Genomic DNA, 20,940 nt, shown 5'->3' on the forward strand with positions numbered 1-20,940 from the left:
TTGACGTTCAGTGCACCATGTTCGCGCGGCGGTACTCGGCGGGCGGCATCCCGTACGCGCGCTTGAACAGCCTGCTGAAGTGGGCCGAGTCCGGTAGCCCCCACCGTGCTCCGATCTCGCTCGCGGACCGGGTGCCGCCCTCGGCCAGCTCCGCGCGGCACCGCTCCAGCCGCCGCTGCCTGATCCAGGCGGCCACCGTGGTGTGCTCGGACTCGAAGAGCCGGTGCAGGTAGCGCACCGAGACGTGGTGCGCGGCCGCGACGGTGGCCGGGTCGAGGTCGGCCTGGCCCAGCCGCTGCTCGATGAAGGCATGGATCTTCAGCAGCAGCATGCGCTGCCGGGAGTCCTGCGGTAACGACCGCGTCTGCTCGACGCGTTCGGCGACGGCGGTGCTGATCAGATCGGTCACCACCGTGGACAGCCGGGCCGCGCTCTCCGGTCGGTACGTCTCGATGTCCGCCGCCACCCGGCGCAGCAGGGGCACGGCCAGCGCGGCGGTGCCCGACTCGGCCGTGACGGGGACTGCGGTGAGCGCGTCCAAGGCGCCGTTCGGCAGGGACAGCAGGTCGTGGGGAAGGCTGAACACCGCGAGCTGCACCGCCGAGTCGTAGGCCAGCTCGTAGGGCCTGGTGAAGTCGTAGATCGCGAACTCGCCCCTGCTGAGCTGCGTGTACCGCCCGTCCTGGGCCACCCGCGGGCTGCCCGCCATGGCCAGGACGACGCGGTAGAGCTCCGGGCTGTCACGGCGGATCAGGCCCGGGGTCCTGTGCACGCTGTGGGGCGTGGAGGTGCTGACCCTGCCGACGCTCACGGGGCCGAGCTGCCCGGCCTCGATCTCGCCCCGCAGCGGGGCGTCGGGGTCGATCCGGAGGTCGAGTGGGCCGAGCGTGTCGCACACGATGGTCCGCCAGGCGTCGTGGCGCTGCTTGGCGGGCAGGTCACTCGTGCGGATCAGAACGGCCATCCCGTCGCTCCTCCGTCGGCTGCCCTGCAATGCTACCCATCGCGCGCCCGGCCGCCGGGCCCCATGAGGGCAGCGCAGGCCGGCGGACTACATGCGGACGACCATGGTGTTGGACACGCGGTCGTGCACCCCGCGGTGGTCGCGGTCCCAGATCAGGGCGGGCACGGCCAGGCACAGCAGCACGGTGCGCACCAGCACGGGCAGCCAGCGGGGGTCGCCGCCGTCCATCGCGGCCACCCTGATGCCGGCCAGCCGGTGCCCGAAGGTCTGCCCCATGAACCCGACCAGGATCAGGTACTGCAGGGCGAAGACAGTCGCGGGCGCCCACGGCTGCTCGGCCGGGTCGATCCTGAGCAGCAGCTGCACGACGACCCACGTGCAGATCATCCAGTCGATGACCAGCGCGGCGATCCTGCGGCCCCAGCCGGCGATCGACCCGCTGCCCTCCTCGGGCAGGCCCAGACGCTGCCCCGGGTATCCGAGATCGACCCCTGCGGACCTGACCCCGCCCAGCCAGGTCTGCGTCCAGCGAGGCTCCTTGCTGCTCATGCCTTCAACGGTAGCCGCCCGGTGGGCCGGTCCGCGTTGTGACCCAACCGCGTCGCGCAGCGGTCATCATGTACGCCATGCCACACGGGGATGACCTTGATGCGCGCTTCAACGAGTTGGTCGCGCAGATCGACGAAGAGCAACAGCGCAGGATGCGGGCCGCGGCCGTCAAAGGCGCGAAAGAGCAGCGGCGTGCAGACCGCTTAGAAAGGCGCTCAGCCCGGGAGAGCCGCTCGGGCTTACCCGAGAGGGAGGCGGCCCCCCGGCGGCGGATCGGCCGGGCCTGGATCGCGATGGCCGTGATCACGGGGCTGATCGCGTCCGCGGGCGTGGTCGTGACCTTCCGCCCCGACCTGCTCGCCCCCTCGGGCGCGGTGCCCGAGGAGCCGGTGGGCACGGCGCCGTCGCTCGAGCTCACGGTGGGTCCGGCGGAGGGCTCGGGCGACGATCGGGCCGACGGCGGCAAGGAGGAGCCGCCGAGCCCGTTCGCCGGATCCCCTGCCGAGAAGTACGCCGAGGGGGTCGCCGGCTTCGTGATGCCGGAGGCGAAGGCGCTGGGCGGGCTGTCGGAGAAGGACGTGGCCAAGGGCCTGGAGCGCACGCGGGAACTGCTCGCGGCGGCCTTCCTGGACAAGAAGACGCTCATGGGCGGCAAGGCGGCGGCGTTCGCCGAACTCCTGCCCGCCGAGCTGCGCGCGGACTTTCTCGACAACCTCCGGCACAACGACGAGGGCGCTCTGGGATACGTCATCCGCTTCGCGCCGGGCACGGCCGAGCTCGCCACCGATGTGATCAAGGTGCACGGACGAGCGACGCTGGACACCTTCAAGGAGGACGGCAGGCACGGCGTCAAGGTGAGGCTGAACCATCTGGTCGTTTATGCCGTGCATCGCCCGGGCCGGCCCGAGACCACCATCAGGCTCGTCGCCCAGCCCATCGGCAGTGTGCTGCTCTATCGCGAATCCGGGCGCATGGTCGTCTGGCCGGACCCCTGGAGCCCGAGCACCACCCCGGCCAGCTGCGACACGCACGACGCGTTCGTGCATCCCGTTTACAAGGACTCGCCTCCCGAAAGCGTCACGCCCACGGGGTTGCCGAAGGATCCGTATGAGCAGGAAGAGGATGAAGGCACGGGTTGCACCGCGTCACAGGCCACCTGACCTGCGTAACATGTGCGAAACAAACGAGACACCATACGGAAACGGCCACGTCCTAGCGTCGGCATGATGGCCAGTCCCCAGGGAGGTTCGAGAGTGTTCAACTCCGCCGACGACGTCCTGAAGTTCATCAGTGACGAAGGGGTGCAGTTCGTCGATGTCAGGTTCACCGACCTGCCGGGGACGACTCACCACTTCACCTTCCCGGTAGAAAACTTCAGCGCGAGCGTCTTCACCGACGGACTCATGTTCGACGGCTCGTCGATCCGCGGTTTCCAGGCGATCCACGAGTCCGACATGCTTCTGCTGCCCGACCCGTCCAGCGCCGTGGTGGACCCGTTCCGCCAGCACAAGACGCTCAACATCAACTTCTTCGTGCACGACCCGCTGACCGGCGAGGCTTACAGCCGAGACCCGCGTAACGTGGCGCGCAAGGCAGAGGAATACCTCAAGGGCACCGGCATCGCCGACACGGTCTACTTCGGCCCCGAGGCCGAGTTCTACATCTTCGACGACGTGCGCTTCGAGACGAAGCAGAACGCCGGCTACTACTACATCGACTCCATCGAGGGCGCCTGGAACACCGGCAAGGCGACCGAGGGCGGCAACCTCGGCTACAAGCCGCGCTACAAGGGCGGCTACTTCCCGGTGCCGCCGATGGACCACTTCACCGACCTGCGCTCCGAGATGGTGCGCAACCTCATCGAGTGCGGCATCGACGTCGAGATGCAGCACCACGAGGTCGGCACGGCGGGCCAGGCGGAGATCGACTTCAAGTTCGGCACGCTGCTCAAGACCGCCGACAACCTGATGCTCTACAAGTATGTGATCAAGAGCACGGCCCTCGAGTACGGCCACACGGTCACGTTCATGCCGAAGCCGATCTTCGGCGACAACGGCTCGGGCATGCACTGCCACCAGTCGCTGTGGAAGGACGGCTCGCCGCTCTTCTACGACGAGGTCGGCTACGCGGGCCTGTCCGACACGGCCCGCCACTACATCGGCGGCCTGCTCAAGCACGCCCCGTCGCTGCTGGCCTTCACCAACCCGACGGTCAACTCCTACCACCGCCTGGTCCCCGGCTACGAGGCCCCGGTCAACCTGGTCTACTCCCAGCGCAACCGCTCGGCCTGCGTCCGCATCCCGATCACGGGCTCCAACCCGAAGGCCAAGCGCATCGAGTTCCGGGTGCCCGACCCGTCGTGCAACCCGTACTTCGCGTTCTCGGCCATGCTGATGGCGGGCATCGACGGCATCCGCAACAAGATCGAGCCGCCGGAGCCGGTCGACAAGGACCTCTACGAGCTGCCGCCGGAGGAGGCCCGCAACATCCCGCAGGTGCCCGGCTCGCTGCCCGAGGTGCTCAGCGCGCTGGAGGCCGACCACGACTACCTGCTCGAGGGCGGCGTCTTCACGCCTGACCTGATCGAGACGTGGATCTCGTACAAGCGGGAGAACGAGGTCGACCCGATCCGGCTGCGTCCGCACCCGCACGAGTTCGAGATGTACTACGACATCTAGTCTGGCCCCACGCGAAACGGCCCAGAACCGGCTGCGGTTCTGGGCCGTTTCGCATGACCGGATGTGTCCTACGGACCGGGCGGCGGAGTGAAGATGTCGTGAGTGCCTATCCTGCGCCAGACGATGTGCACTTCACCGGGGATTCGCTCGTCACCATAAGCGAAGGTGGCTCGACCGTCCGGAGCCCAGGTCATCTCGAACACGCCCGGGTAGGCGGTCACGCCCTTCACGCGAAGCCCCCCGCGGAACGGCCCGTCAGCAACGATGTCGGGTATGAACGCCTCGGTGATCACCTTTCGGAATCTCGTTTGTTGCTCGGCAGTCAGCTTTCGCCAGTCGCGCTCGAAGCGGCCGGCCGTTTCAAAGGTGGGCATCAGGCGTCGTCGCTCGAGTCGTCGTCGCTTGAGTCAAGGTGAGCGAACATGTCCTCGGCAGAGCGATGGAAGGTGGTACGGCCGGCAGCTATGTCGGCCGTCGCCTGCCCCTCGCCAGCCTGCCATTCAGGCGTCCAGAACCACGCCTGATCGGCGGGAATCGACACGAAGCCACGAACAGTCACGGTGCCGTCGTCGTGCACGGCGAACTCGACCTCGTCCCCTTCGCCGATATGCAGGGCTCGACGGATCTCATCGGGGAGGGTGAGCTGCGCCTTGGTACGTACTTTGGCGCGAGCCACTGACATAACAGACACGATGGCTCCTCTAACTGTCGGATTTTCCAACAGTTCTACTGTATCCGGTCGGGCGGAAGCCCAAAAGGTGCCGCAGGTGCCCGACTCGCTCCCCGAGGTCCTCAGCGCCCTGGAGGCCGACCACGACTACCTGCTCGAAGGCGGCGTCTTCACGCCCGACCTGATCGAGACGTGGGTGGCCGACAAGCGCGAGAACGAGGTCGACCCGATCCGGCTGCGCCCGCACCCGCACGAGTTCGAGCTCTACTACGACGTCTGATCCGATCTGATCGAAAGGCCCGGGCCCGATGAGGGCTCCAGGCCTTTCGCAATTCCGGCGGTCGGATCTGGCATGTTGTCGCGGCTCCGGCTACCGTTATACGTATAGAAAAACCTATACTTCAAGAGTGGCATGGGAAATCAACAAGACCGACGAGCTCTGGGACTGGTTCCAGGGTCTCGACCGTGCTAGTCAGCTCCGGATCATCGAGGCCGTCGACCTAATCGCCGAGACCGGCCCAGCTCTGGGGCGACCCCTGATAGATACCCTGAAATGAACTCAGATAGCCAACCTTAAGGAGTTGCGGCCAGGATCGTCGGGGGCAGCGAGATCCGTATTCTGTTCGCGTTCGACCCGTGGCGTGAGGCGAACTTGCTGATCGGCGGCGACAAGTCCGGTAACTGGTTGGGCTGGTACCGCAAGTGGATCCCCTGGGCGGAAGCGCGCTACGAGCAGTATTTAAAGGAACGGGAAGCGGAAGAGGGGCAGCGGTGAGCGGACACAGCAAGTGGGATCGGGAAGCGGTCGCGGCCCAGTTCACGCCGGAGGAGCGGGCGCAGGCGCGGCGTGAGATCGACGCCTACGTGGTCGGCCAACGGCTCGCCGAACAACGCAAGCAGGAAGGGCTTACGCAGGCGCAGGTGGCCGAACGCATGGGCGTCACCAAGGGCCGAGTCTCACAGATCGAGCGCGGCGACGTGGCCACCATGGAACTGGTCGGCCGCTACGCGGCGGCCATCGGCTGGCATGTCCGGACAGTGCTGGCTAAGGACAGCGGCGAGATCATCCCCTTGTACGACGCCGTATAACCGAGGGAAGGGCCCAGGGACCCCGCGGAAAATGTGCCGTTCCCTCGGCTTCGCGCTTGGCGTGCTCGATGGCACGACGTTCGATCGCTGCCTGCACTAGGGCGTTGAGGTCGGGCACGTGCGACCAGAGCGTTCCGCTGCTTCCTCCGAGCAACGCCAGTGTCCACGGATGGCGGCCGCCGTGGACAACGGGCGGCATGTCACCTCATCGCCAGGCAGCGGCCGGCCAGCCACACGCCGGCGATGTCCAGCGTGTCGGAAAGTGGCTCCACCACCTGGTGGCCTACATCCGGCTGAGCTCAACCAGCGGCCGAATGCCGGTTCGAGGCCCCAGGTAGTCCGTGTCACAGACGCAAAGTCAGGTCGCCCTGGAGGCCCCGGAGGCCTGCTGGTCGGGGTTCAGCCTGCGCTGATGCCGTCGAGGATGCGCTCGAGCCCGAAGGTGAACTGCTCAGTGAAACTTGGGTCGCGCGCCTCGACGACCCGTCTGGCGAAGTGGGGGTAGGCACCGCTCTCGACAACCTTGCGGATGTACGGCGCGACGCTCGCGCGCCACTCGTCCTCACTCTGTCCTGTACGGCGCTGGGCCTCGAGCTCGGCGAGCTCGCGTGACACGGCACCGAGCACGTAGTCACCGATGACAGCGACGACGTTGGCCGCCCGTGTCGGATCCGCAGCCAGCGGACTCGGCCGCCGCCAGCGCGTAGTCCACCTGGCGCAGCGAGTGCGGGCCGAGCGCCGGGCGGGAACCGAGCAGGGTAGCGAGCCACGGATGGCGCAACATCAACTCGCGCTGGCCATACGCGATCTGCGCCAGATCAGCTCGCCAGTCGCCCGAGGGCAGATGCGGCAGGTCCTCGCCCCTGACCGCGTCGACCATCAGGTCGAGCAGCTCATCGCGGTTGGTCACATACCGGTAGACCGAGGTGGTGCCCGAGCCGAGCTCGGCAGCCACCCTGCGCATCGACAACGCCTCAAGGCCCTCGACGGAGGACCTGGCGCTGGACCTGGACGGCTCGGTCGGCTCTCGCGTCCCACACCTGTGGGTCGCAGACGGCGTCTCCTCGCTCGACCTGGCGGGCTCATGCTTCACGGTGCTCACGGACGCGGGAGACTCGGTGTGGGCGACGGCCGGTGCCCAACTGATCGACGGCTGGCCCTACGGCCCGCTCCTGGTCCGGCCCGACGGCATCGTCGTGGAACGCCACCACCCCCGACGCTCTCCCCGCAGTCATGAACGACCTGCTCTGCCGCTGACTAGCCAGAGCCACGGACAAGGGGTTGAGCAGCAGATCTGCGCACCCCGGCGCGCACCGTGGACTCGGATGCCCCAGCCACCGCCACCACAGCCCGAATCCCACCATGTCCCAGCCCGTCGCCGATCCGCCTCCTCATCCGCCATCTGGATTCGGCGAGGATGGCGCGCTTCTCCAACAGCACGCCAAATTCTCTGGATGCGCCCCCGCAAATCGGAAGGTTATGGCCAAGAGGCTGACATCACATGTGCAGGACACGATGCACGACGAGGTATATATCGGGCATCTCGGGTAGAAAGGTCATATATCCAGACATTGGAGAGGAATCATGCGAATCGCTCATCGGACTGCGACGTTGTCCGGCACGACCGCTGCACTCCTGGTCGCGAGCACGCCTGTCGTTTCAGCCTCCACGCCAGGGAGCGGATATTACGCGCCTCCTTCGACCCAGAATCAACTAACCGAGCGCCACACAGGAACCGAAAACGCCGCCCAAGCCGCCCGCAGATTCAGGAACAAGGGGACCAACATGTGCATGGGAGTTAGCATCACGGCCGCGGGCAACCCGAGCCGTACGCCGTCAGATGTCGAGCAGCTGCCATGCAACGCCACCGCCGCCGCCGACCCGTCACAGATCTGGATCCTGCGAGCTCCCTTCAAGAGCGCCTCCGGCGATGCCTTTGCACAGCTGAGCAACAAACATAATGGTCTCTGCCTGGGCATGACCGTTAAAGGGACTCCCGCAGGCACTGGTGACAGGCAAGTGCTCACCCCCTGGTCCCCCGCGTGATGCCACCCAGTTCTGGCACTGGGAGAATAAAGGCGACCACTTCGAGGTATCAAACTTCGGAAAGGGTGGATGTGTGGGAATCCACAACTCGTCGGAGAAGAAGTCAGAGAAGGTGGTTCTAGGACAAGGGCTGGCCTGTGGGTCTATTCGTACCCCGACCCAGAAGTGGAAGATCGACCGGGTGGCTTGACGCCGATCCGCGCGTCCCCCGTTTGCTGGCCGGTTTTACCGAAGCGCGGACCCCCTTGCAAAATTCCGATCAAGTGGTCAGAGATGTTCAAGACGGCGAGGTGGCCAAGCAGGTGAAGATGCTCGGGTCGAAGCTGTTGTTCGGTCTGCCAAGCATGATCGCGAGCGGACGATTCCCTTCTCTGAGCCGGTGGCCGAGGCCGTGGAGGAGTACCTGGGCCGGTTCCCGTGCTGTCGCGCTCTGTCCACCGTGCCCCGTACGTTCATCGATCGGCGCGGCCGTGCCGGTATCCGATCCGATATTCGATCCCCTGCCGGTGCAGTTGCCATGCGATGGTGGCCGCGACGGCGGCCCCCACGGTGAGCAACTGGACCGATTCCAGGTGGCTGCTCTCGTGCCACGCCAGAGGCATCCAGGGGATCGCCGCCACGTAGACGATGTTGGCGAGCCACAGGAGCGCTGCGGCGATGGGGAGGATGTGACGCATTGGGCCCCCCTTTTGTACGGTGCGGAGCAGTTTCCGCTGCTCGTAGCATCGCTTAAATAATCTCCGAAATACATTGCGTCGAAGATCGCGTCGAGTAAAAGAACTCGGTGCAGCCAGGTGGCCACTAAGAGTAGTCGAGAGAATTGCCGCAGAACGCAGCGATTCCCGCTTTCAGGACTATTCAGATTCCTCTACTTCAACGCGGACAAGCTCTTTGAAACGCCTGCCGGCTTCGGCCGCCTCGGCCTCGGCCTGCTCCTGCAGCCGCCGAACGCGGTCACGCTCCGAATCCCTGAACTGCTCCAGAATCGCGCGCCGCCGCGCCGGCAGCTTCGCGAGCAACTCCTCGATCTCGGGGTCCTCAGCCAGCGCGGGCACCGACTCGCCCTGGCCGCCCACGCGACCCGGCACCAGACCGGCCAGCCGCAGCGCCTCATCCCGGTCGATGCCGAGCGTCGCCGCCAGCGCGAACACCGTGTCCGGCTGCGGTTTCGCCGCCCGCATCCGGTGAATGGTGGCACGGTCGACACCCGACTGCTCCGCCAGCTTCAGCTGGGTCCAGCCGCGTTTGATCCGCTCCTGATTGACGCGCTCATGGAAGGGCCGCGCGGGACCCGCCCGCCTGCCGTCATCGCCCATGTTGCAAGTTGTAGCACAGATGTTGCGCCCCGACGCTTTCGGCTCCAACATCAGCGCATTATGAGCCGACCGGTGCTGCGCATTGATGTAGTGATGTTGCATGTTGTAGCGTCCGAAACAGGGACGCAACATCTCGCTACACCGGGGAGGTGGGATGACCCCCATGACCGATAAAGCCCCGCCGCCGGGCCTGAACCCCCTTCGATGCCGGAGGCCCCGATGGACCTCACTGCGGTGACGGTGGCCGTCATCGGCGCGGTGGCCAGCATCATCGCGGCCGTCGCCGCAGCCATCGCCACCGCCAAGAGCGCCGGGAAGAACGCCGAGGCCGCCGAGCGCGCCGCTCTGCACCAGGTCGAGGCCGACGCCTACAAGAGGGCCAGGGAGACCTACGAGGGCGCAATGGCTCGCATGGAGAGCGAGCTGGAGCGGCAGGCGCGCGAGCTGGCCGTGCTGCACAGGCAGATCGCCCGCGGGGAGGCCCGCCGGCTCCGCGCCGCCGGCCTCACGCCGGTGAGCGAAGAGGAAGCCATATGAACAGCTAGAACTCGAAACGGGGAGAGGACGGGGTCAGGGTCGCCGCCTTCGAGGCGCCGGGCCAGAGGGCGGCCAGCTCGTCGGCGATGGTGGCCGTCAGGCGTTCGATGTCCGTACCGGCCGTGTCGTGCAGCGCCTCCGCGACGATCAGGACCTCTGAGGTCGTGTCGCGGACGGCCGAGTGGCCGCTCTGGCGGTTGGTCCAGCGGCGGGCGTGCGCCCTTCCCTCCGCGTCGGCGAAGATCACCTCGCCGGGCGGCGGGTGCTCCGTCTCACCGGAGAAGGTCAGGTACGTCTCGTCGCCCGCCGCATACCTGACCTCCACGTACTGCGAGATCTTCGTGACGTCGAACACCGCCACCGGGATGGCGTACGCGATGGAGACCGCGTTGCAGAGGTCGATCAGCGGGTGCAGGCGCGGCAGCGCGCCTTCCTTCCTGAAGCGCCGCAGCAGCGACTCCGAGGCGCAGCGGTACTGGGTCGGCTTGAGGCCCATCTTCGAGAACGCCCGCCGCCACGCCTGGATCTCCGGCAACTCCCCCTCCGAGGAGCTCGCGAGCCGCTTCGCGGCCAGCTCCCCGAACCGGGCGACCTGGTCATCGACGGAGACGTCCGCCGTGATGCCCTGCGCGAACAGCACTCCGGGGACGAGCTCCGGGAAGTCACGCCAGATGTCGCTCGAATGCTGGAAACGCACGGTCACCTCGTCATCCCCGTCGTGGAACTCGGCCGTTCGGCCCTTCGCCGCGCCGATCACGATACCCCGCGCAGGTGCGTCAGGTCAGGACGGCCGGGCGGGCACGCCGGGCGCCCACCGCGTAGCAGGCGCAGGTCAGTGCGGTCAGGACGGCCGCCGCCGGCAGAGGGTGGCCGATGACGCCCATGACCGCCACGCCGAGCGTGGCGCCGACCTGGCGGAAGGCGTTCAGGACGCCGCCCGCCGTGCCGGCCGTGCCCGCAGGCGCGCTGTTGACCATGCCCGCCATCAGCGCGGGCAGCACGAACGACAGCCCGAACCCCGTCACCACCAGCCACGGCGCCAGAGCGTCCGTGCAGGCGACGCCCGTCAGGCCGGTCGCGAGCAGGGCGAGGCCGGCCAGGATCGGCGGGCGGGGGCCGAAGCGGGCCACCAGCCGGCCGGTGAGCAGCGGGTTCACGGTCATGGGGAGGGTCAGCGGGAGGAAGGCCAGCCCGGCGGCCAGCGGGGTCAGGTGACGGGTGTCCTGCAGGAGGAGGGTGAGGACGAACAGGGCGCCGGCGAAGGCGAAGTTGGCCACCGTGCCCGCCAGCAGCTCCGGCCAGGTGGCGGCGAGCAGGCCGCCGGGCAGCGCCGGTGCGTGGCTGCGGCGCTCCGCCAGCACCAGCGCCGCCAGAGCGGCCAGCGCCAGAGCGCCCGCCACCAGCGAGGCGTCGATCAGGGCCGCCGCCACCAGGCCCAGGAACACGCAGGCCAGCGCCTGCACCTGCCAGTCGATCAGGCGGTGGCCGCGCGGCGAGCGGACCCGGCGCATGCTCAGCAGGCTGATCAGGGCGATGGGCGGGTTGAGCAGGAAGACGGCGTGCCAGCCGTACAGGTCCACGAGGAGGCCGCCGAGCAGCGGGCCGGCGGCGAGCGCGCTGCCGGTGATGGCGGCCCACAGGCCGGTGGCGCGGGCGCGGGCGGCCGGGTCGGGGAAGAGCTGGGCGAGCAGGCCGAGCGAGCCGCCCGTGCAGAGCGCGCCCGCCACGCCGAGCAGGGCGCGCAGCCCGATCAGCACGCCGAGGTGCGGCGCCGCGGCACTCAGCAGCGAGATCACGCCGAACGCCGCCACCCCCGCCTTGAAGATCCGGGCCGCGCCGTACCGGTCGGCCACCGCTCCCCCGGTGAGCAGCGAGGCGGCGAAGGCGACCGTGTACGCGTTCACCGCCCACTGCTGCCCGGCCAGCGAGCCGCCCAGCGAGGCCCGCAGGTCGGGCAGCGCGATCGTCAGCACGGTCGTGTCGAGGATCACGAGGAAGTAGGCGAGGGAGAATCCGAACATCATGCGCCTCAGCCTGCTGAACCGCCGCATCCGCCCTCAACAGGCATGATCTGAGGGGGCGTTCGGGAAAACCGTATGCTGACATCTATGGATCTGCGCCAGGTACGGGGTTTTGTCGCTGTGGCCGGGGCGGGCACTGTCACCGGGGCGGCGAACAGCCTCGGCCTCGCCCCCGCGACCGTGTCGGAGCAGGTGCGCAGGCTGGAGCAGAGCCTCGGGGTCTCCCTGTTCGAGCGCACGCCCCAGGGCATGCGCCTGACCGAGCAGGGCGCCACGCTGCTGGCGCGGGCGCAGGGGCTGCTCGACCACGCCGACGAGGTGCGCCGCGCCGTCACCGGGCAGCGCCGCCGGGTGCGGATCGGCGCGCTGGAGATGCTGGCCGCGGCCCGGCTGCCCGCCGTGATCCGCCGCCTGTCGGAACGCCGCCCCGACCTGGACGTGGACGTGTACTCGCTCACCCGCCAGCCGCTGCTGGCCGCGGTGGCGAGCGGCGAGGTGGACGCGGCGCTGCTGCTGGACACGGGCCTGCGGATCGGCGGGCTCGGCTTCACCGTGCCCGAGAGTACGGGCTCGGGCGCCACCGCCGGACCGAGGTCCGCCGCCGGGCCGAAGACCACCACCGCCGGACCGAGGTCCGCCGCCGGATACCGGTTCAGGCCCAGCCCGGCACCCGACCTGGACTTCCTGGACGTGGGCGAGGTCAGGCTGTTGCTGGTCGCGGCGCCGGACGGCGACCGGGAGCCGCTGCTGGTCAGCGCCGACGGCTGCTCGATCCGGCTGGCGGCCGACCGGGTGTTCGGCGTGGAGGTGCCGCGCAGGGAGCTGACCAGCATCGCCACCGCCCGCGAATGGGCCAGGCAGGGGCTCGGCAGCGCGCTCCTACCGGACTTCACGCTGGAGCCCGACCTGGCCTCCGGCGCGCTGGTGGCGCTCGACTTCGACGCGCCGGCGCTGGCGTTGCGGCTGGTCTGGCTACGCGGCCGCGAGCCTGCCCTGCGCGACGTCCTCTACGCCATGAGCGCCTGACGTGCCTAGGGACGCTTGAGGTGGTAAACCACGTGGGGGTAGAGAGGGCTGTCCGGGTCGAGCCGCGTATGGTGGAAATCGGCCAGATGGCTCATTCCCAGGCGCTTCATCACGGCCTGGGACCGGGTGTTCCGCTTGGCCGTCATGGAGATGATCTCGTCCAGCCCCGCCTCGCCGAAGGCGTACCTGACGGCCTCCCTGGCCGCCTCGATGGCGTACCCGTGGCCCCAGGCAGGGCGCGCCAGCCGCCACCCCACCTCCCACGCGGGCAGGAACGGCGCGTCGAACGTCTGCCAGATCAGGCCGGTGAAGCCGATGAACTCCCCGCTCTCGCGCACCTCCAGCGCCCACAGCCCGTAGCCGGCCTTGTCGAACTCCTCCTCGATCCTGTCGACGAAGTGGTCGCTCTCCGCGCGGGTGAGTGGGGCCGGGAAGTGCTCCATCACCTCGGGGTCGGCGTTCATGGCGGCGAAGGGCTCCCGGTCCTCATCGCGCCATCTGCGCATGATCAAACGCTGCGTCTCCATCCGATCCACGATAGGACCGCACGGTTGATCGGCCAATGTCCCGCAAAGCGCCCTGGTCACGCCGGCCGCGCACGGGATCTCCGTGGCGGCCGGAGGGGGCTCACCGCCGGGACCTGATGCCGGTGATGCGCCGGAGCACGTCCCACCAGAACGGCGCCCCGAACAGCAGCGCCACGTACGTCAGGAGAAAGCCGGGCCAGTGGCTCGGCGTGGTGATCCGGTCCCACCACAGGGCGCCGTTCCACTGGATGGACGGGTCGCCCTGCTCCGGGATCGACACGCTGACCAGCGCCTGGCCGAGCATTCTGACCAGCGCGGGCTCGCTGAGCGTCTCGGTGACGCACGGCACCGGGTCACCACCCGTGCAGCGCGCCTTGAGCTCGTTGTACGCGTCGGGCCCCGACTCCGCGACGGCCGTCACGGAGGCGCGGAAGGCGTTGTCGCGCAGCAGCGTCTTGGCGTACTCCAGCCCGTCCATGGTGAACACCAGCGTCACGAGCAGGCCGAGCACGGCGACGACCCACTTGACGTAGCGCTTGTAGAGCATGGACAGCCGCTGCATCTCCCCGTCGAACCAGGTCTCCACCCCCTGCCTGAACCGGTCGAGGTCGCGCTGCGCCGTCTCCCACACGCCCTTGAGGTGGCCGTAGAGAGGGCTGCGCATCTCCTTGAGCTTCGCCAGGAACCCCTCGACGCCGTCCGGCTCGCCCGCCGCCAGCTCCATCAGCGCCACCGCGAAGCGTCCTGGCGGGATGTTCGCGATGCTGGTGCGGCCCCGCTTCGGGTGGTCGATCTCCTGGACGCGCTGGTAGAGCAGGTTGACCATGGCGTCCTCGGCCTTGCTCTCCTGCGCCGGGACCACCCCGGGCTCGGCCGGCGCGGGCTGGTCGCTGTGCTTGGGGCGCGGGTCGCGGACGAAGGGCAACGCCGCGAAGACGTCACGCACTTTGGCCGGCAGCCATGACCTGCCTTGTTTGTCGGAGCCGTCCATGGTGTCCCTGAGGTAGGCCCACAGGAACTTGCTGCGGATGGCGAGCAGCCGCACGAATGCCTCGTTCAGGCCGCTCACCAGCAGCGACAGCAGCAGGAACGACACCACCAGGCCGAGGGCCAGATCCACGTAAACGGATAACACCGCGCCTTGATACACCCGTTGGAAGGCTTGATCAAGCCCCGTAGAAAACTCTATCCACTACTTGTCGTGCGCGGCGCGTCACGCGCCGGTAGTCGTCCAGGAAGTCCTCCGAGCCGTCCGGCGGGTAGCCGAGCGTCTGGGCGATCAGTTTGCGCTCCCCCGAGTCGCGCGGGACGCTGTCGCCGGCGCGGCTCTTCACCAGCATGATCGCGTCGCGGATGCGGGAGGCGAAGCGCCACGCCTCGGCCAGCACGGCCTCGTCGGCCGGCGCGAGCAGGCCCTCCCCCGCGGCCGCGCGCAGGGCCTCGAGCGTACGGGTGGTGCGCAGCGACGGCAGCGTGCCCGCGTAGCGGAGCTGCAGCAGCTGGGCCACCCACTCCACGTCGGACAGCCCGCCCGGCCCGAGCTTGGTATGCAGGGCCGGTTCGGCGCCGCGCGGCAGGCGCTCGGCCTCCATGCGGGCCTTGAGCCGCCTGATCTCCCTGACCGCGTCGTCGTGCAGCCCGCCCTGCGGGTAGCGCAGCTCGTCGGTCATCGACGTGAACTGCTCGCCCAGCTCGCGGTCGCCCGCCGAGAACCTGGCCCGCAGCAGCGCCTGCGACTCCCACGGCGACGACCAGCGCGAGTAGTAGGCGCGGTAGGAGGCCAGCGTCCGCACCAGCGGCCCCTGCCGCCCCTCGGGACGCAGGTCGGGGTCGATGATCAGCGGCGGGTCGGGGGCGGGCAGCGAGAGCAGCCGGCGCACCTCGTTGGCCACGGCGAACGCGGCGTCCGTGGCCTCGCGCTCCTCGACCCCGGGCAGCGGCGAGTGCACGAACATGATGTCGGCGTCGCTGGCGTAGGAGCACTCCATGCCGCCGAGCCGGCCCATGGCGATGATGGCGAACCTCGTGACGTCCGGGACCTTGGCGAGGGCGGCGTCGAGCGCGGCCTGGAGGGTCACATCCGTCAAGGCCGACAAGGCGCTCCCGACCCGCTCGATGTCGATGAGCCCGAAGATGTCGGCCACGGCCGTACGGAACAGCTCTTTCCTGCGCAGCGCCCGCACGGCCGCCACGGCGCTCTCGGGATCGCCCGCGTGCCTGGAGACCGCCGCCGAGGCCTCGTTCAGCAGCGACTCCCGGGAGCGCACGGCGAGCTCCTCGTCCGAGCCGAGCATCGCGACCGCGTCGGGCGCATGCAGGATCAGGCCGGTCGCGTAGCGGCTGGTGCCCAGCACGCGCGCCATCCTGGCCGCCACCGCCGTCTCGTCGCGCAGCAGTCGCAGATACCACGGCGTGCTGCCCAGCTTGTCGCTCACCTGCCTGAACCCGAGCAGCGCCCCGTCGGGGTCGGGCGTGTCGGCGAACCAGCCGAGCATGACGGGCAGCAGCGTGCGCTGGATCGCGGCCCGCCTGGACACGCCGGAGGCGAGGGCGGCGATGTGGTGCAGCGCACCGGCGGGATCGACGTAGCCGAGCGCCTCCAGCCTGGCCTTCGCCGCCGTGGCCGACAGCCGCGCCTCCGACTCCTGCAGCCTCGACACGGCCTGCAGCAGCGGCCGGTAGAACAGCTTCTCGTGCAGCCGCCGCGCCTCCCTGGCGTGCCGCCGCCACCTCGCCGTGAACTCCCCCACCGGGTCGGGCAGCATGCCGAGCGCCCGGCCCAGCCTGCGCAGATCGGACTCGCCGGAGGGCACGATGTGGGTGCGCCGCAGCCGGTGCAGCTGCAGAAGGTGCTCCACCTGGCGCAGGAACGAGTATGCCTCCGCCAGCCCGCGCGAGTCCTCGCGGCCGACGTACCCACCCCTGGAGAGCGCGGCCAGCGCTGGCAGGGTGGCCCTTCGGCGCAGCAGGGGATCGAGCCTGCCGTGGACGAGCTGGAGCAACTGCACCGCGAACTCGATGTCACGCAGCCCGCCCGGCCCCAGCTTGAGCTGGCGGTCCCCTTCCGCGCGCACGTGCGCCTCGACCCGCCGGCGCATGGCCTGCACGTCCTCGACGAAGTGCTCGCGGGTGGCGGCCGACCACACCAGCTCGTTGACCGCCTCGACATAGGCGGCGCCCAGCTCCATGTCGCCCGCGACCGGCCGGGCCTTGAGCAGCGCCTGGAACTCCCAGGTCTTCGCCCAGCGCCGGTAGTAGGCCAGGTGGCTGCCGAGCGTGCGCACCAGCGGGCCCGACCTGCCCTCGGGCCGCAGGCCCGCGTCCACCTCCCACAGCGAGCCCTCGGACGTGGTGTCGGCGCAGGCCCGCATCATGGCCTGGGCCAGCCGGGTCGCCGTGCGCAGCGCCTTGGTCTCGTCGGCACCCTCCCGCGGCTCGGCCACGAAGATCACGTCTACGTCGCTGATGTAGTTGAGCTCCCTGGCGCCGCATTTGCCCATGCCGATGACGGCCAGGCGGACCTGGCTGTCGTCGACCTCGGCCCGCGCGATGGCGAGCGCGGCCTCCAGCGCGGCGCCCGCGAGGTCGGACAGCTCCGCCATGACCTCGGTCAGCGTGGCCTCTCCCATGAGGTCGCGCGCGGCGAGATGCATCAGCCTGCCCCGGTAGGCCACGCGCAGCGCCTTCAGCGGGTCGTCGCCGGTGGCGGCCTCCCCCGGCTCGGCGCCGACCGCCCGCAGCAGCTCCGCCCGGGCGTCGCCCAGCTGCGGCTCGGCGAGGAGCGCGACCTGGCCGGGGTGGCGCACCAGGTGCTCGCCGAGTGCGGCGCTGACGCCGAGCACGGCCAGCAGCCGGGCGCGGAGGTCTCCGTCTCCGCGGACGGTGTCGAGCACGGCGGGCTCGCGCTCGGCCAGGCGGGTCAGCGAGACCAGCGCCTGGTCCGGGTCGGCCACGTCTACCAGGAACTCCAGGAGGTCCTCCACGTCGGGTCCTGCCTGCCGGACGAGCTGGGCGGCCCGGGCGCCATCGGCGAAGCCGAGCTTGGCGAGCCTCGCGGCGGTGGATTCGATCCTGGGCACCCCTCCATCTTGACAGCCACTTCCGGCGTACCATAGAAACGCAACGTTGCGTTGCGTTTCTATGGAGGTGGCTTCGATGGTTCCCTCGACCGTCACGTGGGGGCTGCTGGTGGCCTGGGCGGTGCACGACGCGGAGGAGCTGGCGACCATGGCGGGCTGGGCGCGAAAGGCCCGGGAGCGGTGGCCGTGGGTCCCCGAGGTGTCGCAGCGGCACGTGAACGTAGCCATCGGGCTCATGGGCGGGGTGGTGGCGGGGGCCTCGGCGCTGGGGGCGCGTACGGGCGGGCGGAGCCCGGTCTTCCAGGCCGCGCTGCTGGGGTTCGGCGCCCATGGGGTGGCGCACCTGGGGCAGGCCGCGGTGGCGCGGGGCTACACGCCGGGGATCGTGACCGCGCCCCTGGTGGTCATCCCGTTCTCGGTGTGGGCTTGGCGGCGCCTGCGGGCCGCCGGGGTGCCGGTGCGGGCGGGGGCCTCCGGCTGGGCGGGACCGGCGGCGTTCCCGCTGGTCGTGGGCGGCGTCCACGCCCTGGCCCACGCGCTCACCCGGCCCCGTGCGCACGGGACGGGCACCGCCACGGCTCCCGCCCCGGCACGGACCCCCGTGCCCCGCGCCGGCACGGCCCTCGTCCGATCGCGCACCCCCGGAATCGGCGCCGCGCCGATCATGGCGGCCGGGAAGGGCCGGTGGGGGCGGCGCCGGAGGTCGAGGTTCAGGCGCGACCGCCGGCTCTGATCACCTCGGCGAACGCCTCCGCCACCGGCCGCCAGGTGGCGACGAGCGCGCCCTCGGCGGCCTTGACCTCGGCGTTGAGCTCCTCGGCCGCGTCCAGGCGGGGCTCGGCGGTCCAGGAGGCGAAGATCTCCGGCGTGGCCTCGGGGTGGAACTGCACCGCCCACGCGGCCGCACCGAGCCGGTAGCCCTGGTTCGGATACTGGGCGCCGGTCATCAGCGGCACCGCGCCGTCGGGCAGCCGCGTGATGGCGTCCTGGTGATACTGGACCGCCACGGCCGTGCCGACCCCCGCGAACAGCCGGTCATCGCCGGCCGCGGGCAGGGCGACCACCTCGCGAGCACCCACCTCGAGCCCGTTCGCGCCCCGCTCGACCGTGCCGCCGCAGGCCAGGGTGAGCAGCTGCGCCCCCAGGCAGATGGCGAGGATGGGCGTGCTCTCTTCGACGGCCAGGCGCAGCAGGTCGCGGGTGGCGGGCAGCCAGGGGCTCCGCTCGTCCTCCCAGGCCGCCGACGCACCGCCGAGCACGATCAGCCCGTCCGCCGGGCGCGCGGGAATCTCCTCGCCGAGGTACGGCCGTACGACGTCGCAGGCCAGCCCCAGCCATTCGCCGAGGTACCCGAGGCCGGCCTCGGCCTCGTGCTCGATCACGGTGATACGCATATCAGGCAATTTATCCGCCACGTGGGCAGGCTGCCGATCTAGGCCCGTGCATACCGTGGTGTGATATTTGTCCCTAAGCTCCGGTTATGGGATTCGAGTTCGACGAAGTCGCCGGTCAGCGCATCGCAACCTTCGGAACGGGGCCGCGCACGATCATCGCGGTGCACGGGATCACGGCCTCGCTGATGGCGTGGGGCGCGGTGGGGCGGCGGCTGCCCGAGGGATGGCGCCTGGTCGCGATGGACCTGCGCGGTCGCGGGCACAGCGCCGCACTGCCCGGTCCGTACGGGCTGCCGAGGCACGCCGAGGACGTCCTGCGCGTCGCCGACCACATCGGGGCGGGTCCGGACGCGGTGCTGGCCGGGCACTCGATGGGCGCGTACGTCGCCGCCCTGGCCGCCGCGGAGCGCGACTTCGCACGGGTGGTGCTGGTTGACGGCGGCCTCCCGCTGCCGCCGCTGCCGCAGGACGCGGACGTCGACGAGGTCATGGAAGCCACGCTCGGACCCGCGATCGCCCGGCTGCGCCAGACGTTCCCCACCGCCGACGCGTACGCCGACTTCTTCAAGGCGCATCCGGCCTTCGCCGGCCACTGGAACGCCGACGTGGAGGCGTACGTCCGCTACGACCTGACGGGCCCCGACGGGGCGCTGCGGTCGCGGGCGGTCGAGGAGGCGGTGCTGCAGGACGGGCGCTGGTTGCGGCTGGAGCCGGAGGCCATCGCGGCCGCCCTCGAATCCGTCCGGTCACCGCTCTCCCTGCTCAGAGCGCCCCGCGGACTGCTCAACCAGGACGCCGGCTTCCTTCCCGACGATCTGGCCCGCCCCTGGTCCGCCCGTCTCCCGGGGCTGCGGGACGAGGTGATCCCGGACTGCAACCACTACACGATCCTGTTCGACGACCGCTGCGCGTCGGCCGTCGTCACCCACCTCACCTCACCGGCCTGATTCCCGCTACCCGAACGCCGGACCTCGCCACCTCCGAGCGGGGGCGCGTGGGTGCGGGCGCACGGTGCCGTGACCTGAGCGCGAAACGGCCCCTGAGCTGCTTGCCAGCTGCTCAGGGGCCGTTCGGTGGCGCAGGTCAGCGTGGCGTGATCCAGGTCGCGCGGGCGGCGGCGACGAGCGTGCCGTCCATTTCGTAGATGGCGCTCTGGCCGTACATCTTGCGCCCGTCGCGGCCGGTCGGGCGGGCCACCACGGAGTAGCGGCCGCCGGGGTTGACCGGGCGGTGGATCTGCACCGCGAGCCGCCCGAGCAGCGCGGACTCGCCGGGGCCGAAGTGGGCCCAGCCGGTGATGCAGTCGAGCACCGCGCCCACGATCGACACGGGCACCCCGTCCTCGCCCGTCACCGTGAACGGCACCCGCCAGCCGGCCGCCACCAGGTCCGTGCCCTCCACCGGGCCGGGGAAGATGCGCAGGCCGTCGCCCGGCTCGCGCAGGCCGCAGGCGAAGCACTCGGCGAACGGGTGCGCCTTCAGGCCCACGAACCCCGCCTCGGCGCGGGCGGCGTCGTTGAACGGCACGAACCCCGGGCCCTCCAGGTCCTCCGCCACGGGGATGGCCTCGACCAGCAGCTTGTCGCCGTCCGAGAGGGACACGGAGTTGGCGACGTGCTCCAGGCGCAGCTCGGTCTCCAGGGGCGTGGGCGCGTGCAGGGTGACCTCGACGGCTGATCGACCACCGTTCAGCGCCTCCGCCATGGTGCCCGCTATCCAGCCGCCGTTGGCGACTCCCGCGGGGCCCCGGAAACGCTCCGGAACGGTCAACACGGTCTGCAGGGCAGCCGTCGTCATGCCACATCCTCCAATATCGCCATATATGGCGAGAAGTCCGGAAATGCCAAAAGGAGTAGGCCGATTTTACTGGACTCCCGGTTTCGCCAGATCTCGGGGGTCCTGAGGCTGATCGGCACCACCACATAACGCCTCGACGGGGCCCGAAACTTCCCGACCCATCCCGACCGGCCTGCCACCAGGTGTATCGAGACGCTATGTGCCGCACATCGCCGGGATGTGACTCGGGGGTCAGAAGCAACGAAAA

The 20,940-nt window shown here is 69.9% G+C and carries 24 protein-coding genes and 1 pseudogene; 10 read left to right on the top strand and 15 right to left on the bottom strand.

The window, feature by feature from the left end; all coding sequences use genetic code 11:
* Positions 1-7: 7 nt before the first annotated feature.
* On the bottom strand, positions 8-964 hold the full coding sequence (locus ABN273_RS08840) for an AraC-like ligand-binding domain-containing protein (protein ID WP_349448158.1): 957 nt from the start codon (positions 962-964) through the stop codon (positions 8-10).
* 87 nt (positions 965-1,051) lie between these two features.
* On the bottom strand, positions 1,052-1,513 hold the full coding sequence (locus ABN273_RS08845; RefSeq protein ID WP_349448159.1) for an RDD family protein: 462 nt from the start codon (positions 1,511-1,513) through the stop codon (positions 1,052-1,054).
* 77 nt (positions 1,514-1,590) lie between these two features.
* Between ABN273_RS08845 and ABN273_RS08850 the strand changes: the two genes are divergently transcribed.
* Positions 1,591-2,673, top strand: a complete 1,083-nt coding sequence (locus ABN273_RS08850; protein WP_349448160.1) for a hypothetical protein — start codon at positions 1,591-1,593, stop codon at positions 2,671-2,673.
* A 93-nt stretch (positions 2,674-2,766) separates the two neighbouring features.
* Positions 2,767-4,191, top strand: a complete 1,425-nt coding sequence (gene glnA / locus ABN273_RS08855; RefSeq protein ID WP_349448161.1) for a type I glutamate--ammonia ligase — start codon at positions 2,767-2,769, stop codon at positions 4,189-4,191.
* Between the two features lie 68 nt (positions 4,192-4,259).
* On the opposite strand, the gene ABN273_RS08860 is transcribed toward glnA, so the two are convergent.
* Entirely contained in the window at positions 4,260-4,565 is a 306-nt protein-coding gene (locus ABN273_RS08860; protein WP_349448162.1) for a hypothetical protein, read from the bottom strand.
* Positions 4,565-4,873: an AbrB/MazE/SpoVT family DNA-binding domain-containing protein gene (locus ABN273_RS08865; protein WP_349448163.1), complete on the bottom strand. Its 309-nt coding sequence runs from the start codon at positions 4,871-4,873 to the stop codon at positions 4,565-4,567. Before ABN273_RS08865 ends, ABN273_RS08860 begins: the two co-directional genes overlap by 1 nt.
* Before the next feature lie 61 nt (positions 4,874-4,934).
* Between ABN273_RS08865 and ABN273_RS08870 the strand changes: the two are divergent.
* From ABN273_RS08870 to ABN273_RS08885, 4 genes and pseudogenes are all read left to right on the top strand, one after another.
* Positions 4,935-5,141: pseudogene (locus tag ABN273_RS08870) on the top strand (type I glutamate--ammonia ligase); the annotation flags it as partial.
* 127 nt (positions 5,142-5,268) lie between these two features.
* Positions 5,269-5,418 (top strand): hypothetical protein, encoded by a 150-nt coding sequence (locus tag ABN273_RS08875; RefSeq protein ID WP_349448164.1) that lies wholly within the window; start codon positions 5,269-5,271, stop codon positions 5,416-5,418.
* Positions 5,419-5,513: 95 nt separating this feature from the next.
* Complete coding sequence (locus ABN273_RS08880) at positions 5,514-5,636, top strand: hypothetical protein (RefSeq protein WP_349448165.1); 123 nt, start codon at positions 5,514-5,516, stop codon at positions 5,634-5,636.
* Positions 5,633-5,950 (top strand): helix-turn-helix domain-containing protein, encoded by a 318-nt coding sequence (locus tag ABN273_RS08885; protein WP_349448166.1) that lies wholly within the window; start codon positions 5,633-5,635, stop codon positions 5,948-5,950. Before ABN273_RS08880 ends, ABN273_RS08885 begins: the two co-directional genes overlap by 4 nt.
* A gap of 399 nt (positions 5,951-6,349) precedes the next feature.
* On the opposite strand, the gene ABN273_RS08890 is transcribed toward ABN273_RS08885, so the two are convergent.
* The 4 genes from ABN273_RS08890 to ABN273_RS08905 form a co-directional block, all read right to left on the bottom strand.
* Positions 6,350-6,565: a TetR/AcrR family transcriptional regulator C-terminal domain-containing protein gene (locus ABN273_RS08890; RefSeq protein WP_349448167.1), complete on the bottom strand. Its 216-nt coding sequence runs from the start codon at positions 6,563-6,565 to the stop codon at positions 6,350-6,352.
* A 16-nt stretch (positions 6,566-6,581) separates the two neighbouring features.
* Complete coding sequence (locus ABN273_RS08895) at positions 6,582-6,914, bottom strand: TetR/AcrR family transcriptional regulator (protein WP_349448168.1); 333 nt, start codon at positions 6,912-6,914, stop codon at positions 6,582-6,584.
* A 1,534-nt stretch (positions 6,915-8,448) separates the two neighbouring features.
* Positions 8,449-8,673 carry a hypothetical protein gene (locus tag ABN273_RS08900; RefSeq protein WP_349448169.1) on the bottom strand — a complete coding sequence of 75 codons (225 nt, stop codon included), beginning with the start codon at positions 8,671-8,673 and terminating at the stop codon, positions 8,449-8,451.
* A 177-nt stretch (positions 8,674-8,850) separates the two neighbouring features.
* Positions 8,851-9,312, bottom strand: a complete 462-nt coding sequence (locus ABN273_RS08905) for a helix-turn-helix domain-containing protein (protein WP_349448170.1) — start codon at positions 9,310-9,312, stop codon at positions 8,851-8,853.
* 219 nt (positions 9,313-9,531) lie between these two features.
* Here ABN273_RS08905 and ABN273_RS08910 point away from each other — a divergent pair, with 219 nt between their 5' ends.
* Positions 9,532-9,849 (top strand): hypothetical protein, encoded by a 318-nt coding sequence (locus ABN273_RS08910; RefSeq protein ID WP_349448171.1) that lies wholly within the window; start codon positions 9,532-9,534, stop codon positions 9,847-9,849.
* A 4-nt stretch (positions 9,850-9,853) separates the two neighbouring features.
* Here the strand turns inward: ABN273_RS08910 and ABN273_RS08915 are convergent, their stop codons facing one another.
* Positions 9,854-10,606, bottom strand: a complete 753-nt coding sequence (locus tag ABN273_RS08915) for a B3/B4 domain-containing protein (RefSeq protein ID WP_349448172.1) — start codon at positions 10,604-10,606, stop codon at positions 9,854-9,856.
* 19 nt (positions 10,607-10,625) lie between these two features.
* Complete coding sequence (locus tag ABN273_RS08920) at positions 10,626-11,873, bottom strand: MFS transporter (protein WP_349448173.1); 1,248 nt, start codon at positions 11,871-11,873, stop codon at positions 10,626-10,628.
* A gap of 84 nt (positions 11,874-11,957) precedes the next feature.
* Here ABN273_RS08920 and ABN273_RS08925 point away from each other — a divergent pair, with 84 nt between their 5' ends.
* A complete protein-coding gene (locus ABN273_RS08925) occupies positions 11,958-12,896 on the top strand; it encodes a LysR family transcriptional regulator (protein ID WP_349448174.1) in 939 nt (312 codons plus the stop codon).
* A gap of 5 nt (positions 12,897-12,901) precedes the next feature.
* Here the strand turns inward: ABN273_RS08925 and ABN273_RS08930 are convergent, their stop codons facing one another.
* From ABN273_RS08930 to ABN273_RS08940, 3 genes are all read right to left on the bottom strand, one after another.
* Positions 12,902-13,423 carry a GNAT family N-acetyltransferase gene (locus tag ABN273_RS08930; protein WP_349448175.1) on the bottom strand — a complete coding sequence of 174 codons (522 nt, stop codon included), beginning with the start codon at positions 13,421-13,423 and terminating at the stop codon, positions 12,902-12,904.
* A gap of 100 nt (positions 13,424-13,523) precedes the next feature.
* Positions 13,524-14,558, bottom strand: a complete 1,035-nt coding sequence (locus ABN273_RS08935; protein WP_349448176.1) for a hypothetical protein — start codon at positions 14,556-14,558, stop codon at positions 13,524-13,526.
* 31 nt (positions 14,559-14,589) lie between these two features.
* Positions 14,590-17,502: a bifunctional [glutamine synthetase] adenylyltransferase/[glutamine synthetase]-adenylyl-L-tyrosine phosphorylase gene (locus tag ABN273_RS08940; RefSeq protein WP_349448177.1), complete on the bottom strand. Its 2,913-nt coding sequence runs from the start codon at positions 17,500-17,502 to the stop codon at positions 14,590-14,592.
* Positions 17,503-17,578: 76 nt separating this feature from the next.
* Between ABN273_RS08940 and ABN273_RS08945 the strand changes: the two genes are divergently transcribed.
* On the top strand, positions 17,579-18,235 hold the full coding sequence (locus ABN273_RS08945; RefSeq protein ID WP_349448178.1) for an HXXEE domain-containing protein: 657 nt from the start codon (positions 17,579-17,581) through the stop codon (positions 18,233-18,235).
* On the opposite strand, the gene ABN273_RS08950 is transcribed toward ABN273_RS08945, so the two are convergent.
* Positions 18,213-18,896: a type 1 glutamine amidotransferase gene (locus ABN273_RS08950; protein ID WP_349448179.1), complete on the bottom strand. Its 684-nt coding sequence runs from the start codon at positions 18,894-18,896 to the stop codon at positions 18,213-18,215. The genes ABN273_RS08945 and ABN273_RS08950 overlap by 23 nt on opposite strands.
* 86 nt (positions 18,897-18,982) lie before the next feature.
* On the opposite strand from ABN273_RS08950, the gene ABN273_RS08955 reads away from it, so the two are divergent.
* Positions 18,983-19,843 (top strand): alpha/beta hydrolase, encoded by an 861-nt coding sequence (locus ABN273_RS08955; RefSeq protein WP_349448180.1) that lies wholly within the window; start codon positions 18,983-18,985, stop codon positions 19,841-19,843.
* Between the two features lie 136 nt (positions 19,844-19,979).
* Here ABN273_RS08955 and ABN273_RS08960 read toward each other — a convergent pair whose 3' ends face one another.
* The gene (locus tag ABN273_RS08960; protein WP_349448181.1) at positions 19,980-20,693 is read right to left on the bottom strand and encodes a PaaI family thioesterase; all 714 of its coding nucleotides are present in this window, start codon (positions 20,691-20,693) and stop codon (positions 19,980-19,982) included.
* Between the last annotated feature and the right edge of the window lie 247 nt (positions 20,694-20,940).

It is taken from the genome of Nonomuraea sp. B19D2 (assembly GCF_040137845.1).
Lineage (GTDB): Bacteria > Actinomycetota > Actinomycetes > Streptosporangiales > Streptosporangiaceae > Nonomuraea.

Coding starts and splice junctions, on each gene's coding strand:
- ABN273_RS08955 (WP_349448180.1), top strand. CDS start 18,983: ATGGGATTCGAGTTCGACGAAGTCGCCGGTCAGCGCATCGCAACCTTC.
- ABN273_RS08895 (WP_349448168.1), bottom strand. CDS start 6,914: ATGCGCAGGGTGGCTGCCGAGCTCGGCTCGGGCACCACCTCGGTCTAC.
- ABN273_RS08910 (WP_349448171.1), top strand. CDS start 9,532: ATGGACCTCACTGCGGTGACGGTGGCCGTCATCGGCGCGGTGGCCAGC.
- ABN273_RS08850 (WP_349448160.1), top strand. CDS start 1,591: ATGCCACACGGGGATGACCTTGATGCGCGCTTCAACGAGTTGGTCGCG.
- ABN273_RS08845 (WP_349448159.1), bottom strand. CDS start 1,513: ATGAGCAGCAAGGAGCCTCGCTGGACGCAGACCTGGCTGGGCGGGGTC.
- ABN273_RS08945 (WP_349448178.1), top strand. CDS start 17,579: ATGGTTCCCTCGACCGTCACGTGGGGGCTGCTGGTGGCCTGGGCGGTG.
- ABN273_RS08925 (WP_349448174.1), top strand. CDS start 11,958: ATGGATCTGCGCCAGGTACGGGGTTTTGTCGCTGTGGCCGGGGCGGGC.
- ABN273_RS08905 (WP_349448170.1), bottom strand. CDS start 9,312: ATGGGCGATGACGGCAGGCGGGCGGGTCCCGCGCGGCCCTTCCATGAG.
- ABN273_RS08840 (WP_349448158.1), bottom strand. CDS start 964: ATGGCCGTTCTGATCCGCACGAGTGACCTGCCCGCCAAGCAGCGCCAC.
- ABN273_RS08860 (WP_349448162.1), bottom strand. CDS start 4,565: ATGCCCACCTTTGAAACGGCCGGCCGCTTCGAGCGCGACTGGCGAAAG.
- ABN273_RS08960 (WP_349448181.1), bottom strand. CDS start 20,693: ATGACGACGGCTGCCCTGCAGACCGTGTTGACCGTTCCGGAGCGTTTC.
- ABN273_RS08950 (WP_349448179.1), bottom strand. CDS start 18,896: ATGCGTATCACCGTGATCGAGCACGAGGCCGAGGCCGGCCTCGGGTAC.
- ABN273_RS08930 (WP_349448175.1), bottom strand. CDS start 13,423: ATGGAGACGCAGCGTTTGATCATGCGCAGATGGCGCGATGAGGACCGG.
- ABN273_RS08920 (WP_349448173.1), bottom strand. CDS start 11,873: ATGATGTTCGGATTCTCCCTCGCCTACTTCCTCGTGATCCTCGACACG.
- ABN273_RS08900 (WP_349448169.1), bottom strand. CDS start 8,673: ATGCGTCACATCCTCCCCATCGCCGCAGCGCTCCTGTGGCTCGCCAAC.
- ABN273_RS08865 (WP_349448163.1), bottom strand. CDS start 4,873: ATGTCAGTGGCTCGCGCCAAAGTACGTACCAAGGCGCAGCTCACCCTC.